12 protein-coding genes and 3 pseudogenes are annotated in these 16,249 nt (G+C 64.7%); 7 read left to right on the forward strand and 8 right to left on the reverse strand.

Annotation, left to right across the window (positions count from 1 at the left end; translation table 11 throughout):
- Positions 1-423: 423 nt before the first annotated feature.
- Positions 424-1,587: a nitric oxide-sensing protein NosP gene (gene nosP / locus ABVN20_RS05715; protein WP_368554524.1), complete on the forward strand. Its 1,164-nt coding sequence runs from the start codon at positions 424-426 to the stop codon at positions 1,585-1,587.
- A complete protein-coding gene (gene nahK, locus ABVN20_RS05720) occupies positions 1,517-4,153 on the forward strand; it encodes a hybrid sensor histidine kinase/response regulator NahK/ErcS' (protein WP_368554525.1) in 2,637 nt (878 codons plus the stop codon). Before nosP ends, nahK begins: the two co-directional genes overlap by 71 nt.
- Positions 4,154-4,331: 178 nt before the next feature.
- Here nahK and ABVN20_RS05725 read toward each other — a convergent pair whose 3' ends face one another.
- From ABVN20_RS05725 to ABVN20_RS05750, 6 genes are all read right to left on the reverse strand, one after another.
- On the reverse strand, positions 4,332-4,997 hold the full coding sequence (locus tag ABVN20_RS05725; protein ID WP_368554526.1) for a response regulator: 666 nt from the start codon (positions 4,995-4,997) through the stop codon (positions 4,332-4,334).
- Positions 4,998-5,053: 56 nt separating this feature from the next.
- A complete protein-coding gene (locus ABVN20_RS05730) occupies positions 5,054-5,611 on the reverse strand; it encodes a PQQ-dependent catabolism-associated CXXCW motif protein (protein ID WP_368554527.1) in 558 nt (185 codons plus the stop codon).
- Positions 5,612-5,837: 226 nt separating this feature from the next.
- Positions 5,838-6,629 (reverse strand): ABC transporter permease, encoded by a 792-nt coding sequence (locus ABVN20_RS05735; RefSeq protein ID WP_368554528.1) that lies wholly within the window; start codon positions 6,627-6,629, stop codon positions 5,838-5,840.
- Positions 6,626-7,357 carry an ABC transporter ATP-binding protein gene (locus ABVN20_RS05740; RefSeq protein WP_368554529.1) on the reverse strand — a complete coding sequence of 244 codons (732 nt, stop codon included), beginning with the start codon at positions 7,355-7,357 and terminating at the stop codon, positions 6,626-6,628. Before ABVN20_RS05740 ends, ABVN20_RS05735 begins: the two co-directional genes overlap by 4 nt.
- The gene (locus ABVN20_RS05745; RefSeq protein WP_368554530.1) at positions 7,354-8,313 is read right to left on the reverse strand and encodes a YVTN family beta-propeller repeat protein; all 960 of its coding nucleotides are present in this window, start codon (positions 8,311-8,313) and stop codon (positions 7,354-7,356) included. Before ABVN20_RS05745 ends, ABVN20_RS05740 begins: the two co-directional genes overlap by 4 nt.
- A gap of 35 nt (positions 8,314-8,348) precedes the next feature.
- Positions 8,349-9,533: an ABC transporter substrate-binding protein gene (locus ABVN20_RS05750; protein ID WP_368554531.1), complete on the reverse strand. Its 1,185-nt coding sequence runs from the start codon at positions 9,531-9,533 to the stop codon at positions 8,349-8,351.
- 157 nt (positions 9,534-9,690) lie between these two features.
- On the opposite strand from ABVN20_RS05750, the gene ABVN20_RS05755 reads away from it, so the two are divergent.
- From ABVN20_RS05755 to ABVN20_RS05765, 3 genes are read left to right on the forward strand one after another with little or no spacing between them, the layout of a single operon-like run.
- On the forward strand, positions 9,691-9,813 hold the full coding sequence (locus ABVN20_RS05755) for a hypothetical protein (RefSeq protein ID WP_368554532.1): 123 nt from the start codon (positions 9,691-9,693) through the stop codon (positions 9,811-9,813).
- Positions 9,814-9,815: 2 nt separating this feature from the next.
- Positions 9,816-11,093, forward strand: coding sequence for a histidine kinase (locus ABVN20_RS05760; protein WP_368554533.1), 1,278 nt, complete (start codon positions 9,816-9,818; stop codon positions 11,091-11,093).
- Positions 11,090-11,722, forward strand: a complete 633-nt coding sequence (locus ABVN20_RS05765; protein ID WP_368554534.1) for a response regulator — start codon at positions 11,090-11,092, stop codon at positions 11,720-11,722. Before ABVN20_RS05760 ends, ABVN20_RS05765 begins: the two co-directional genes overlap by 4 nt.
- Positions 11,723-11,861: 139 nt before the next feature.
- Here the strand turns inward: ABVN20_RS05765 and ABVN20_RS05770 are convergent.
- Positions 11,862-12,508: pseudogene (locus ABVN20_RS05770) on the reverse strand (pentapeptide repeat-containing protein).
- Positions 12,509-12,683: 175 nt separating this feature from the next.
- Positions 12,684-14,572 (reverse strand): annotated as a pseudogene (gene exaA, locus ABVN20_RS05775) (quinoprotein ethanol dehydrogenase).
- A gap of 257 nt (positions 14,573-14,829) precedes the next feature.
- On the opposite strand from exaA, the pseudogene pedF reads away from it, so the two are divergent.
- Positions 14,830-15,290, forward strand: a pseudogene (gene pedF / locus ABVN20_RS05780) (cytochrome c-550 PedF).
- A gap of 3 nt (positions 15,291-15,293) precedes the next feature.
- A complete protein-coding gene (locus tag ABVN20_RS05785; protein WP_368554535.1) occupies positions 15,294-16,169 on the forward strand; it encodes a substrate-binding periplasmic protein in 876 nt (291 codons plus the stop codon).
- The last annotated feature ends 80 nt before the right edge of the window (positions 16,170-16,249 follow it).

Here is a 16,249-nt window from a genome sequence, read left to right on the forward strand (position 1 = left end):
GTTGTGGGAGACATCCCCCCCTGTGGGAGCGAGCCTGCTCGCGATAGCGGTGGATCAGTCAACTCGAAAGCGACTGACCCGGCGCCATCGCGAGCAGGCTCGCTCCCACATTGGTTTATGGCGGCTGAAAATTTCCATTCTTCGCGCAGGGTGCAGTCTTGACTTGGTAATCCTTTCCCAGCCCCACAGACCTACCCCTGTGGGAGCGGGCTTGCTCGCGAAGGCGGTGTGTCAGTCAACATATGGGCCAACTGACACACCGCCTTCGCGAGCAAGCCCGCTCCCACAGAAAAGCGGTTTTGTGTGGTTCATCCGCACACACCTAATCCCATCGAACCGCCAGACCGCTACCCAAGTAGCATACGGCGCAGCCCCCGGCCTTCGTACACTCGAGCCACCAACAGGCGCCTGCGGGAGGCGACGATGCAAGGGGTGAACAACGACGGTATCGTCAGCGCCATGTCCCAGGCGACCGATGCGCAGCAGGTGGCGCAGGAGCTGGCGCGGCAGCTGTTGCATCCGCACCTGGGCTTCGTGCTGTTTTTCTGCTCCGCCGAGTACGACTTGCAGGCCCTGGGCCAGGCCTTGCAGCAGAGCTTTGGCGGCATTCGCCTGGTGGGCTGCACCAGCGCCGGCGAAATCACCCCGCAAGGCTATGGCCGCAACTGCGTGACGGCGGTGGGTTTCGACCATCGGCATTTTTCCATCGACGCCGAGCTGATCGATGAAATGGAGCGCTTCAGCCTGATCGACGCCCAGCAGATGGTCGAGCGTCTGGTCAGTGGCTGTCGCAGCAATACCCTGGCACCGATCAAGGGCAACAGCTTTGCTCTGACCCTGCTCGACGGCCTGTCCAGTCGTGAGGAAATGGTCCTGGCGGCGCTGAGTGCGGCCCTGGGCGACATCCCGCATTTCGGTGGCTCGGCCGGCGACGACAACTACCTGCACCACACCCATGTCTATTTCGGCGGCGAATTCCACAGCGGCGCTGCGGTGGTGGTGCTGGTCAACACCTGGCTGGATTTCGAAGTGTTCACCACCCACCACATCCTGCCGCGCGCGGAAAAGCTGGTGGTCACCGGCGCCGACAGCACCTCGCGCCGGGTCTTCGAGCTGAACGCCGAGCCCGCCGCCGAGGAATACGCCCGGCACATCGGCGTGCCGGTGGCAACGCTGGATCACCGGGTGTTCGCCGCGCACCCGCTGGCGGTGCGGATCAACGATCAATACTACGTGCGGGCGATCCAGCAGGTGCATGCGGACCTGAGCCTGAGTTTCTACTGCGCCGTGGAAAACGGCATCGTCCTCACCGTCATGACCCCGGGCCCCATGCTGCCGAACCTGCAAAACCTGTTCGACGGCTTGCAGGCGCGCCTCGGCGATTTGCTCCTGACCATCGGCTGCGACTGCTTCCTGCGGCGGCTGGAGCTGGAGGCCGACGGCAGCCTGGAACAGATCGGCAGTTTTCTGCGCGATCAACGGGTGCTGGGGTTCAACACCTACGGAGAACAGTTCAATGGCATGCACATCAACCAGACCTTCACCGGGGTCGCCATTGCCCGTGGCCGTTCCCCTGGGCGACATTGACGGCGATCAGGCGCGGATCGCCAGCCTTGAACATGAAAACCGCAAGCTGCGGCGCATCAATGCCGCGCTGATCGAGCGCATCGAGTCCGGCGTGACCCGCGGCAACGACCCTTATCGCGCGTTCCAGCATTCGGTGGTGCTCGCCGAACAGGTACGCGAACGCACCGATGCGCTGAACCAGGCCATGGCCGAGCTCAAGTCGGGCAATCGCCTGCTCAGCGAAGCGCGGCTGCGGGCGGAAACCGCGCACCAGCACCTGATCGACGCCATCGAGAGCATTTCCGACGCCTTCGTGCTGTTCGATGCCGAGCAACGCATCGTGCTGTTCAACAGCCGCTTCAAGGCGTTCTGGAGCCATAGCCGGGTGCGTATCAACGCCGGCATGCGCTTGAGCGAAGTCAAACGCCTGATGTTCGCCACCGGCCTGTTCACCGAAGAACCACGCGGCCAGGCCGACGAAAACCTGCTGTATCGCCTGCACAATGGCCGCTGGCTGCAGGCGAGCGAACGGCCGACCCAGGACGGCGGACGGGTGATCCTGCTCACCGACATCACCGACGTCAAACTCAGCGAGACCATGCGCCGCGAACAGGCGGTGGCGCAGAAGTCGCACCTGTTGCAACGGGCAGTCGACAACCTGTCCCAGGGCGTGGCGATGGTCAATGCCGAGGGCGTGCTGGAGTTGTGGAACCGGCGTTTCCTCGAACTCAGCGGCCTGGCCCCGGTGGCGGCCCATCGGCCGTTCGCCGAGGTGATCGCGGACAGCGAACTGAGCCTCCTGACCCCGGCCAGCCGCGACGGCAATGGCCGCCCGGTGCAGGAACTGGAACAGCGCCTGTACGATGGCCGGGTCCTGGAAATCCGCACCCATCCGCTGCCCACCGGCGGTTTCGTCAACACCTTCACCGACATCACCGAGCGGTACCAGCACGCCGAGGCCCTGAGCGAGAGCGAGCGCTGGATTCGCCTGATCACCGACCACGTACCGGCGTTGATCGCCTACCTCAACGCCGACCTGGTCTATGAATTCACCAACAAGGTCTACGAGGAATGGTACTGCTGGCCGCGCGGGGTGATGCTCGGGCAGAGCCTGCGCGAGGTGCACAGCGAACAGCATTACCAGCGCCTGGAAGCTTATGTGGCACGGGCGCTGGCCGGTGAAAGCGTGACGTTCGAGTTTGCCGAAACCAACATCAACAACCAGGAGCGCTACATGCTGCGCTCCTATGTGCCCAATCGGCTGGCCAGCGGCGAGGTGGTGGGGATCTTCGTGTTGATCCGCGACATCACCGAGCGCCGCCGCACCGCCGAGGCGCTGCACCAGGCCTACCAGAATCTGGAACTGCGGGTGCGCGAGCGCACGGCGGAACTGACCACCCTCAACGATCAGTTGCTCAAGGAGATCGACGAGCGCCGCCGCGTCGAATCACGCCTGCGCGAAGCCAAGCTGGACGCCGAGCAGGCCAACCTGTCGAAAACCAAATTCCTCGCGGCGGTCAGTCATGACCTGCTGCAGCCGCTGAACGCCGCGCGGCTGTTCACCAGCGCCTTGCTTGAGCGGGGCGAGCCGCTGCCCAACCAGATTCTGGTGCGCAACGTCAGCAATTCACTGGATGATGTGGAAAACCTGCTGGGCACCCTGGTGGATATTTCCAAGCTCGATGCCGGGGTGATCAAGGCTGACATCGCGCCGTTCGCCTTGAGCGAATTGCTGGAAAACCTCGCCGCCGAATACACCCAGGTGGCGCGCAGCGAAGGGCTGCAACTGCATTTCATCCGCTGTTCGGCGCTGGTGCGCAGCGATATCCAGCTGCTGGCGCGGATCCTGCGCAATTTGTTGAGCAATGCCATCCGCTACACCTACAGCGGCCGAGTGGTGCTCGGTTGCCGGCGGCATCCGCAGAAGCTGTCGATCGAGGTGTGGGACAGCGGCATGGGCATTGCCGAGGATCGCCTGGAGGAAATTTTCCAGGAGTTCAAGCGCGGCGAAGTGCAGCGGCCCGACCAGGACCGTGGCCTGGGCCTGGGGCTGGCCATCGTCGAGAAAATCGCCGGGATCCTCGGCCACCGCATTCACGTGCGCTCGTGGCCGGGCCGGGGCTCGGTGTTCAGCGTCGAGGTGCCCCTGAGCGCCACGGCGCCCAAGGCGTTGCCTTCGCCGTTGATCAGCGAGCCGATGCTCGAACGCCTGCGGGGTGCGCGGGTCTGGGTGCTGGACAACGACGCGGCCATCTGTGCCGGCATGCGCACCTTGCTGGAAGGCTGGGGATGCCAGGTGGTCACGGCCTTGTCGGAACAGGACCTGGCCCGCCAGGTGGACAATTACCATGCCGAGGCCGACTTGCTGATTGCCGACTATCACCTGGATGACGAGCAGAATGGCGTCGATGCGGTGGCGCGGATCAACGCGCGGCGTGGCTCAGCGATCCCGGCGATGATGATCACCGCCAACTACAGCAATGAATTGAAAGTGCAGATCCGCGAGCTGGGGCACACCCTGATGCACAAGCCGGTGCGGCCGATGAAGCTGAAGACGGCGATGAGTCATTTGCTTGGTCGGCCTTGAGCGTCGCGGTGCCTGGCGGGCCTCATCGCGGGCAAGCCCGCTCCTACAGGGGACATGAATCCCTGTAGGAGCGAGCTTGCTCGCGATGGTAGCCCAGGCACCGCGGGCAGTCAGGCAGTCAGCGTCATCGTTAACGACCATCGCGAGCAAGCTCGCTCCTACAGGGGGGGCGGCGGTGTTAACGCCGCAGGTAAGAGCCGAAATCAATATCCCCCGCACTCAGGATCGCCTGCACCCGGTTGTGCACATTGAGCTTGCGCAGGATCGCCGACACATGCGCTTTTACCGTGGTTTCGGCGATTTCCAGGGTATACGCGATCTGTTTGTTCGATTCGCCCTTGGTCATGCGCTCCAATACCAGCAGCTGTTTACGGGTCAGCGCCTGGAGCAGTTCGGGCGGGAAGCTCGGGGTGTCGTTCATCCGCCGGCTGGCGCTGTTTTTCTGTGTGCGGATGATGTCCGGCGGCAGGTACACGTTGCCGTTGAGGATCTGCTGGATGGCGTCGGTCATTTGCAGGCGGGGCGAGGATTTGGTGATGAAACCCACAGCGCCATAGGTGATGGCCTGCAACACGATCTGCTTGTCCTGCTCGGCCGAAACGATCACCACCGGAATGGTCGGCGCCTCGTTGCGCAGGTTGATCAGGCCATTGAGGCCGTGCATGCCGGGCATGTTCAGGTCGAGCAGGATCAGGTCGAGGTCGTCATGCTCTTCGGTCAGCGCCAGGGCGCTGTCCAGGTCGGCGGTTTCCATGACCTCGCTGCCCGGAAAACCATCGCTGATGACGTTGTGAATGGCTTCGCGAAACAGCGGGTGATCGTCGGCAATCAGGATTTTGTACATAGCCTTTCACCTCATTATTTTCGTTATGGTGTGGCAACAACGCGCATGCGTAAAGCCTACGGGAAGGGTTCCGGCTGGGCGGGGCTCACGGGCAGGTTCGCCGCTTGCCACGCATCCAGGCCGTCGCGGTACCAATACAGGGTCGTGTAGCCCATGGCGGCGGCACGCTTGACCGCGTTCCAGCTCAGCCAGCAATCGGAGCGGCAGTAGAACACCAGCGGCTGGCGCACATCGCCTGCGGTGAACTGCTTCAGGTGCCGGCTGAAGTAGGCCTGCCAGTCGGGCGTCAGGTCACCGTCGCCGGTGTTGGCCAGCCAGTGACTGCCGGGCAGGTTGGCATGGGGCTGGTCTTCGATGAAGCGCCCTTGCAGGTATTGGCGCTTGTAGACGTCGATCAGCACCGGCGGCGGGGTCTGGGCCAGCAGCGCCTGCAGGGTGGGGGTGTCGACCAGGGTAGCGCCTTGCGCCTGGGCTGGCGTCGGGCTGCGGTACAGGCCGATGCGATAGCCGTCTTCGGAAAACAGCGGGGTCTCGGCCTGCGCGACGCCCAGCAGCAGGCTCAGCGACAACACGGCCAGAGAAGGGCGCAGCAGACAGCGGCGGGCACGCGGCATGGGGATGGTCCTTATAGTTATGAGCCCATTACATGCCAGTCGCGGTGCGTTGGGAATGCGACGATAGACAGGGCGAACCAGTACTAAAGTCGTAGTTTCCCCACGGATTTCACCGCCGCCCCTGTAGGAGCGAGCTTGCTCGCGATGACGGCGTATCAGTCGACACATGTGCAAGCTGACAGACTGCGATCGCGAGCAAGCTCGCTCCTACAGGGGGAGTGTGTGGTCAGCCGGCCTTACGCAACGCCGCATGCTGCGGATTGAACGTCAGCACCGCGAGCAGGGCGAACACCACGGTGAGCCCGGCGCACACCGCCAGTGCCAGGGGGTTGAAGCGTTCGTACAGGGCAAACCGCACCAGCTCCACGGCGTGGCTGAACGGGTTGAGCGCGCACAGCCAGTACAGCCACTCGCTCGCCTCGCGCATTTTCCACAGCGGGTACAACGCCGAGGACAGGAAGAACAGCGGGAAGATCACGAAATTCATCACCCCGGCGAAGTTTTCCAACTGGCGGATCGCATTGGACAACAGCAAGCCCAGCGCACTGAGCATCAGCGCCACCAGCAGCAGCGCCGGCAGCGCGATCAGCAGGCCCATGGCCGGTGGCTGCACACCGTAGACCCAGGCAATCGCCAGGAACGCGTACACCTGCAACAGCGAAATCAGCGAAGTCGCCAGCAACTTGCTGCACAGCAGGAAGGTGCGCGGCAGCGGGCTGGTCAGCAGTACGCGCATGCTGCCCATCTCGCGGTCGTAGACCATCGACAGCGAGCCCTGCATGCCGTTGAACAGCAGGATCATGCAGGCCAGGCCCGGAATGATGTACACCTCGTAGGGGATGTAGGTGTCGTACGGCTCGATGATGGCGATGCCGAGCGCTGCGCGAAACCCGGCGGCGAACACCAGAAGCCACAGGAGCGGGCGCACCAGCGCACTGAGAAACCGCGTGCGCTGCAACACGAAACGCAGCCATTCGCGCAGCACGATGCCTTGCAAGCATTGCCAGTAAGCGTTCATGGACGGGCTCCCGAGGTGGTCAGGCGGGTAAAGGCCGAGCCCAGGTCGCCGCCGTGCTCAAGGCTCAGCGCATCGGCCTGGCCGCTGGCGACCAGACGGCCCTGATGCAGGATCAGCAGGTCGTCGCTGGCCTGTACTTCATCCAGCAGATGGGTGGTCCACAGCACGCTGATGCGTTGCTCGACACACAGGCTGCGCAGATGTTGGTTGAGCGCCAGGCGGCTGGCGGGGTCGAGGCCGACGCTGGCTTCGTCGAGCAGCAGCAGGCGTGGCTCATGCAGCAGGGCGCGGGCGATTTCCACCCGGCGTCGATGCCCGCCGTTGAGTTCGCGCACCCGTTCGCGCCGGCGCTCGGTCAAGGCCTGGCGCGCCAGTTCGGCATCGACCCGCGCCGCGCCCTGTTGCCGCGACAGGCCATGCAAGGCGGCGTGATAACGCAGGTTCTGCTCGACGCTCAAGTCCAGGTCCAGGGTGCTTTGCTGGAACACCACGCCCAGTTGCCGCAGCGCCGGGCGCGGTGCATCGCGCAGCGAATGGCCGCCGACGCGGATGTCGCCGCGTTGCAGGTCGTACAGCCGGGTCAGCAGCGCGATCAGCGTCGACTTGCCCGCGCCGTTGGGCCCCAACAGCGCGGCGAATCGCCCCGGCGCCAGCTGGAAACTCACCTGGTTCAGCGCCTGCCGCGCACCGTAGGCAAAGCTCAGCTCGCTGACCTCCAGGGCGTTCATGGCGTCACCACCACGCCCCACGGATAACGCCCGACCTTCACCGACTTGAGCACCTTGAGGCTGTCGACGTCGATCACCGAGACATCGCCGCTGACCCCGTTGGTGGCCAGCAACTGCTTGTGGTCGGGGGTGAACGCCATCTGCCAGACGCGCCGGCCCACCAGCAGGTAATCGAGGATTTCGAAGGTTTTGGCGTCGACCACCGCCACATGGTTGGCCGGGCCCAGCGCGACGAAGGCGTACTTGCCGTCGGCGCTGAGCTTGACGCCCACCGGCTGCACCTTGTCCGGGTGCACGCCCTTGATCTGGAAGTTCAGGGTCTTGAGGATCTTGCGGCTGTCGACATCGAGAATGGTCACCGTGCCGCCGATTTCCGCCGAAGCCCACAATTTGGAGCCGTCAGGCGAGAACTCGACGAAGCGCGGGCGTTGATCCACCAGGGTGCTGTCGGCCAGGGTCTGGGTGCTGGTGTCGATCCAGTGCAGCATGTTGGTGGTTTCGCTGGTGTTCACCGCCCATTTGCCGTCGGGGCTGACCGCCATGCCCTCGGGCTCGACGCCGACGTTGATCTGGCCGAGCACTTTCGAGGTTTCGGTGTCGATCACCGTCACCAGTGCATCGTCCTCGTTGGACACGTACAGCCAGCGGTTATTGGGGTGCAGGGCGAACTGCTCGGGGTCCTTGCCGGACGGCAGCTCCTTGATGATCTTGCGCGTGGCCACGTCCATGACCTGGACCCGGTCCGAGTCGCTGGCGCAGATGTACAACAGCTTGTTGTCGTGGGACAGCAGCAGGCCGCGCGGGCGCTGGCCGACGGGCAGGGTGTCGATCACCTGCAGGGTCTGCATGTCGATCAGGCTGAGGTTGTTGTCCTTCTCGTTGGAGACCCAGGCGGTGCTGGCCACGGCGTGCCCGGCGGCTAAGAGCAGGGCGCAGGAAAGCAGGGTACGGCGCATGGCATGTTCCTTATTGTTGTGGTTGTGGAGAACGGTCAGGGGAATTGGCAGCTGACCTCGGGCTTGTCGTAGCCCAGGCTGTCCATTTCGTTGAAGGGGTGCAGGAAACCGTCCTGCGGCGAGGTGCTGACCAGTGCCCGCGGCTGCACGATGGGGATCGGCTGGCGCAGTTCGCCGTTCCACGGGCGGTAGCTGAGCTTGCGGCCCTTGAACCCGTCGAGGGGCAGTTGATCGCTGATTTCCAGGTCACGGATGGCCATCGCGTCGGTCTGGCGCAACTTGCTCACCGCGCTGGCGATGCTGCGCACGCCCATCCACGCGGCGAAGTCGCGGTCGTTCATCCAGCGCCCGGCCAGGGCTTCGAAGCGTTTCTGCAATTGCGCCGCGCCAAAGGTCTCGACGGTCTTGTGCCAGCCCACCGGGGTCAGGCCCTGGGTACCGGCGACCGGCCGCGGGTACCAGGTCTGGTAGGGCACGTATTCGCCAAAATCGCCGCGTTCGTCGGCCACCAGCACCACATCGTATTCGGCGGTCTGGGTGAACAGCGGCATGTCGGCCTGGGCGCTGCGGCGCTGGTCGTTGTCGAAGCTCCAGGCCTTCTCCGCCACCAGTTGCAGGCCGAAGCGCTTGGCGGCGCGGCGCAGGGCGGCGGCGTAGGCCTGGTCGTCCTCGGTGGGGCCGACGATCAGCAGCGCCTTTGGCCATTTGCGCACCACCAGGAACTGCGCCAGCGCATCGGCGAGCATCGCCCGGCTTGGCAGGGTGTGCAGCACGTTGGGCAGGCAGTCGCGGGTGCGCAGGGCGTCGTCCGGGCTGCCGGCGTTGAACAGCAGGCTGTCGGGCAGCGCGGCGCTGAGCTGGCGCAGGCTGGCGGCCGGGGCATTGATCACGAACAGGCGCAGGCCTTGGGCGTGCTGGGCCTTGGCGGCGTCGAGCAGGGCTTCGGGGCTGTCGACGCTGGCGGCGACCAGGCTGTAGCTGTGATTGAGAAAGCGCCCGGTGCTGTTGCTGTCGGTGATCGCCAGTTCGGCACCGCGCAACCCGGCGTCGCTGGGCTCGGGGATGATGTTGGACAGCAGCGGGCCCGGATCAGGGCGATAACCCAGGTAGCCGATGCGCACCTGCAACGGTGCTTCGGCGGCCTGGCTCCGGGTGGCCAGGCCAGCGGCGCAGGCGATCGCGAGCAGGTAGATCAGGGCGTAAGGGGCTAGCTGGCGCATAAGTCACTCCGTTACAGGTAGCGCCAGCATAGGAAGCCGAACGGGGTGAGGAAATATGCAGAAAGTACCAAGCGGGCAGTACCAAGGTAGTAACACACGCCGGGCGGCGCGGTTTTAGCATGGTGTTAACGGCCATCACCCCCCAAGGAGATTGAACATGCGCATTCTCAAGGCGTTACTGCTGCCGTTGCTGTTGATCCTCAGCCTGATCGGCGTCGACAAACTGCACGGCCCACGCCCGGCCCCGTTGCCGGTTTTGCCGGCGCTTCCGGGGCGCTGAACATGTCGGCGCTGTGGCGGATCAACCTGTGGGTCTGCGGGTTTTTCACCCTGGTCACCGTGGCGTGCATGGCGCTGCTGGTGCATCAGGCGCTGGCGGACGTGGAGCGCGAGCTGCAATCGGCCGAGGCGGTGGTGCATTACCTGAGCGAAACCGCCGAGCGCGACCCCGCCAGCCTGCAACCGCGACTGACCCGCAGCCTGCGCCATGTGCGGGTGCGCTGGCTGGGGGCGGACGAGGCAGCCACCTTGCCAACGCAGGCAGGCCTGGACGCCTGGCTCGGCCGGCTGTTGTTCGCCGAGGCGCGCCACAGTGAGCGCGTGCTGGACCTGGCCGATGGCCGCCGCGTGCAGATCGCCGTCGACCCACGGGACGAAATTGATGAGGTCTGGGATTCCCTGCAACAACTGCTGGCCCTGTGCGCGCTGGCGTTGCTGCTCAGCCTGCTGACCATCCGCTGGGCCGTGCGCCGGGGCATGGGCTTGCTCGACGACCTGCTGCACGCCTTGCGCCAGGTGTCCGCCGGCCAGCTCAAGGTGCGCCTGCCGGCGCAGGGCCTGCCGGAGGCGCGGCAACTGGCGATGCACTTCAACCAGATGACCGCTGCCCTGGAACAGGCCCGGGCTGACAACACCCAACTGACCCAGACCCTGCTGGCGTTACAGGAGCAGGAGCGCACGCACCTGGCGCAGACCCTGCACGACGACCTCGGCCAATACCTGGCGGGCATCCGCGCCCAGGCCTGCCTGTTACCGCTGGTAGCGGATCAGCCGTCAGTGGTAGCGCAAACCGTGCGCGAACTGGAACACAACTGCGAACATTTGCAGCAGGGTTTCCGCGCGCTGGTGCGCGATTTGTATCCGGTGGTGTTGCAACACCTGCCGTTGGCCGAAGCCCTGGGCTTGCTGGTGGAGCAATGGCAGACGCGCCAGGGCATCGACTGTCGGTTGCGGGTCGGCGTACAGGTGCCGGAGTTATCGACGCCGGCCAAGACCCACCTGTATCGCCTGTTGCAGGAAGCCCTGACCAACATCGCCCGGCATGCCGGCGCCAGCGCCGTGAGTGTGCGCCTGCACCAGCGGGGCCGGCACTGGCGCCTGCTGATCCGCGACAACGGTTGCGGTGCACAGCAACCGCAGCGGCCGGGTGTCGGCCTGTACTCGATGTTCGAACGCGCGCGCAGCCTGGGCGGCGAACTGCGCATCATCAGCCAACCCGGTGCCGGTTGGGCGCTGGCCTTGAACGTGCCTGTCTTGAACATGCCTGGAGAGGTGTCATGAATATTCTGCTGGTCGATGACCATGCGGTGGTCCGCCAGGGCTACGCCAGCCTGTTGCGCGCCTTGCTGCCGGCCATGCAAGTGCGCGAAGCGGCAACCGGCGAGGAAGCGCTGGCGCGGGTGCAGGAGGCCGTGCCGAACCTGGTGATCATGGATTTCGGCCTGCCAGGCATCAGCGGCCTGGAAACCACCCGCCGCCTGCGCCAGCGCCTGCCGCAACTGCGCGTGCTGTTTTTCAGCATGCACGATGAGCTGCCGCTGGTGCGCCAGGCCCTGGACGCCGGGGCCTCGGGCTACCTGACCAAGACCTCGGCGCCGCAGGTGCTGGTCGAGGCGGTGCATCGCATCCTCGCCGGGCATGTTTACATCGAACAGCCTCTGGCCACCCAACTGGCCTGCCACCCGCACCAGCAGGACCCGCGCCTGCAAAGCATGACCCAGCGCGAGCTGGAGATCTTCGTCATGCTCGCCAAAGGCACCCCGGCCCGGCAGATCGCCGAGCAACTGAGCATCAGCAGCAAGACCGTGTCCAATCACCTGACCCTGCTCAAGAGCAAGCTGCAGGTCAGCTCCCATGCCGAGCTGGTGCATTTGGGGATTGATCTGGGGGTGGTGAGAAAGGCGGGATGACTTTGTCAGGACCGCAAATTGAACACCTGTGGAGCGAGCCTGCTCGCGATGAGGCCAGAACAATCAGTGTTGACTGTACTGACCCCATCGCGAGCAGGCTCGCTCCCACAGTGGATTGGGGTGGGGCAGGGCATTCGGATTACCTGTCCCAGGTTTTCGGACACCCCTCACACCCCTCCATATTCGCATCCTGGAAATTCGCATAATGCTGGCGTGAGCCGCTGAGGTTCGCCTGTTCGAGGTTGCTTTCGCCGAACTTGGCTTCCTGCAGATTGGCATCGCCCAGGTTGGCGCCCTTGAGGTCGGCCTTGCTCAGCCAGGTCATTTCCAGGTCGGCGGCGCGCAGGTTGGCGTTGTGCAGTCTGGCCCAGCGGACAACCTGGCGAATTGCAGGTAGGCGGCGCTGAGGTTGGCGTCCTGAAACTGCGCGCCCTGGGCGAACAGGCCCCAGCCCTGGATCGCCATCAGGTTGGCTCCGGTGAAATCCGCCAGGCGCGCATTGCTCTGTTGCAGGCTGGCGCGGGACAGGTTGGCGCCTTGCAGTTGGGCCTTTTCCAGGTTGGCCAGGTCCAGTCGCGCATGGCGCAGGTCGGCCCCGCGCAAGTCGGCACCGCTGAGGTTCATGTTGCGCAGGTCCTGGTTGCTCAGGTCGGCGCCGCGCAGGTTGGCACCGGGGCATTGGCTGTGTTCGGCGAGGATGCAGCCGTTGACGGTGGGTGGGCTGTCGTCGTCGGTGGCGTGGGCGACGGACAGGGTCAGGAGCAGGAATAGGGGGAGGTAGTTCATCGCAGGATCTCTGTGCAAAGGCCACCCTGACTCAACCCTGTGGGAGCGAGCCTGCTCGCGATGGACTCAAGACCGCCGCGGGGTATCTGATGCCCCGTGCAATCGTTCACGACCATCGCGAGCAGGCTCGCTCCCACACAGTGCAAGACAGTCAGGGAGCGAGCGGGGGAGTGGGTTATTTTTTCGCGACCTTGTTATCCCAGCTCGGAATCTTGAACACCCAGAACGACCCGCCCTGGGCCACCGGTTTGGTCAGTTCGGCCATGTCGCCGCCCCACAACGGCACCGCGCCGCCGTAGCCGACGGTTACGCCGATGTATTGCTCGCCGTCCTGTTCCCAGGTGATCGGTGGCGAGACGATGCCGCTGCCGGTCTGGAACTTCCACAGTTCCTGTCCGGTTTTCGCGTCGAAGGCCTTGAAGAAGCCATCGCCGGTGCCGGTGAACACCAGGTTGCCCTTGGTCGCCAGTACGCCGGCCCACAACGGCAGGTGTTCCTTGTGCTCCCACACCACCTTGCCCGTGGTCGGGTTCATCGCCCGCAGGGTGCCGACGTGATCGTCGTACATGCGTTTGATGCGAAAGCCCATGCCCAGGTACGCCGAGCCCTTCTTGTAGTTGACCTCCTCGGTCCAGTATTCCTCTTTCCACTGGTTGCCCGGGATGTAGAACAGCCCGGTGTCCTGGCTGTAGGCCATGGGGTTCCAGTTCTTGCCGCCGAGAAACGGTGGCGACACTTCCACCGGCTTGCCCTTGGTTTCGCCGGGCAGTGGCTTGGCCGGGCGCTGGCCTTCGTTCTCCACCGGGCGCCCGGTCTTGAGGTCGATGTGGCTGGCCCAGGTGATGTTGTCGACGAAGGGGAAGGCGTTCTGCAGCTTGCCGTTGTTGCGGTCGACCACATAGAAGAAGCCGTTGCGGTCGGCGTGGCCGGTGGCCTTGACGGTCTTACCGTCCTTGTCCTTGTAGTCGAACAGCACCAACTCGTTGTTGCCGGAGAAGTCCCAGGCATCGTTCGGCGTGTGCTGGTAGAACCATTTCACTTCGCCGGTGCTCGGGTCGACGCCGACTTGCCCTGAGGTGTACAGGCTGTCGTAATCGTGCGGGTTGCCATCCTTGGAGGTGCGCGCCCAGGTGTTCCACGGGCCGGGGTTGCCGGCGCCGACGATGATGGTGTTGGTCTCGGCGTCGAAACTGGCGCTCTGCCAGGGCGCGCCACCGCCGTGGCTCCAGGCTTCGACCTTGCCGGTTTCGGTGGTCGGATCGTTCGGCCAGGACGGCGCCTTGACGTCGCCGGTCGGCGTGCTGTCCTTGCCATTGAGACGGCCCATGTGGCCCTCGACGAATGGGCGCATCCATACTTCGTCGCCGGTGTCCGGGTCGCGGGCGAACAACTGGCCGACCACGCCGAACTCATCGCCGGAACTGCCGTGGATCAGCAGGACCTTGCCGCTGGTCTTGTCCTTGATCAGCACCGGGGCGCCGGTCATGGTGTAGCCGGCGGCGTGGTCGCCGAACTTCTTGTTCCACACCACCTTGCCGGTGTTCTTGTCCAGCGCGATCACCCGCGCATCCAGGGTGCCGAAGTAGATCTTGTCGCCATAGATGGCCGCCCCTCGGTTGACCACGTCGCAGCACGGACGGATGTTGTCCGGCAGGCGGTGGTTGTAGGTCCACAGGCGCTTGCCGGTCTTGGCGTCGAGGGCGAACACCCGCGAGTAGGAACCGGTGACGTACACCACACCGTCGCTGACGATGGCCTGGGATTCCTGGCCGGCGCTGCGGCTTCTCGACGTGCACGAAGGAGTAGGACCAGGCCGGGGTCAGCTTGAACACGGTCTTGTCGTTGACCTGGGCCACGGGCTCCAGCGCTGGGCAGTTGGTGCCCTGCCGTATTGCAGCACGTCCTTGGTGGTCAGGTGATCGTTGGCAATGTCTTCCCAGGTCACGTTATGGCTGGTGGCGGCCTTGGCATCGGCGCCATGGCTGGCAGTGCTCAGGGCCAGACGCCCGCCAATACCAGGGCGAGGGTCAGGGGGGAAAGGGCGGGTAGCGATCTTATTGTCATGGTTTGCAGTTCCCAGTGGAGGTTTTGGCCTGCACAGGGTGGGCTGCGGGTGGGGCGTTGGCATACGGAAAAAGTCCCGCCGTTGCCGGGAAAGAGTTCCCAGGGCGCACCTGATTTGGGTGTGCCCCACAAGCCCTACTACCAAGGTACTAAGTCGCGACCACCAAAGCAGCATGGGGATGGCGGCGGGTGCTTTCTAAGATGGCTGCCATAGCCTCTGCCAAGAGGTTTTTGCGTGCAATCCTGAGGGCATAACAATGACAACTAAACGCAACGCCTTGCTCGTTGCCGGCCTGCTGGCCGGCGTTATCAGTGCAGGTTCGGTCTTCGCCCACGGCAACGTGGTCCGCAGGCCGTGGAGACGAAGGGACTGACCCCGATCAAGGACGCCGGCGTACAGGTCGATGCTGATGGCTGGGCCTCGGTCAACCCTTACCGCAAGTCTCCCGAGCACGACAAGGCCGTGGAAATCGGCTCGTCGGCCTACAACCAGAACTGTGCGGCCTGCCATGGCCTGGAAGCCAAGTCCGGCGGCATCGCCCCCGACTTGCGCATGCTTGATGCCGACGACGCCGGTGATGAGTGGTTCGTCGAGCGCGTGCGCCACGGTGCGGTGCGCGACGGGCGGGTGTACATGCCGAAAATGGCCGACTACCTGAGCCAGGAAGCCCTGTGGGCAGTGCGCACCTACCTCGACAGCGTTCGCGTCGAGAATTGATCCATGCGCCTGCTCGCGTTGTTGCTCAGCGCTGTGTTGTTGTGCTGCCCGGTGCAGGCGCAGGTTCGCAGCTATGACCAGATGATCGCCGCCGGGGAGCTGAAGGTGGCGGTCTACAAGGACTTCGCTCCCTACAGTTTCGAAGACGCCGGCACGCCCAGGGGCGTCGACGTCGAACTCGCCAGCGCCCTGGCCGACAAGCTCGGCGTGCGCCTGGCGTTGATCTGGGCGCCGCCCGGCGAGAAGCTCGACGACGACCTGCGCGACTACATCTGGCGCGCCAGCCAGTTGCACAACCAGCAATTGGCGGACCTGATGATGCGCGTGCCCTATGACCAGGACTACGCGCGCAAGCGCAATGACGTCGGCGAACTGGAAAACGAGCATGTGGTGATGTTCGGCCCGTACCAGACCGAGCAATGGCAGGTGGCCTATGACCGCCGGCGCCTGGACTCGGTGGCCAGCGTCGCGGTGTTTCAGGAGCACCCCATTGGCGTCGAAGTCGACAGCGTGCCGTCGTTCTACCTGACCTCGGTGTTCAACGGCATGCTCGCCGGCAAGACCCGCCACTACCCGGGCGTGCCCCAGGCGTTCGCGGCGATGCAGGCCGGCGAAGTCGATGCGGTGATGGCCATGCGCGGCGAGATCGACTGGCAGGTGCACGAAGCGGCCGACCCGCAAATCGCCCTGGCGGAAAACGCCTACCCGAACATGGGCAAGCAGCGCTGGGAGATCGGCATGGCCGTGCATGAAAGCAATCGGCAATTGGCCTACGCCGTGGAAGAGGCGCTGGAGGCGCTGATCCTCGATGGCTTGGTGCAAGCCATTTACGCTCGCTACGGCCTGCGTTATGCCGTGCCCGAGATGTACCAGCCATGAATTGGCGGGCAAGCTGGTTGCTGGCCTGCTGGTTGCCCCTGGCCGCGCACGCCGCCGCCCCGGCGGGCAAGGACCCGGTG

Origin of the sequence: Pseudomonas sp. MYb118, from assembly GCF_040947875.1 — a bacterium.
Lineage (GTDB): Bacteria > Pseudomonadota > Gammaproteobacteria > Pseudomonadales > Pseudomonadaceae > Aquipseudomonas.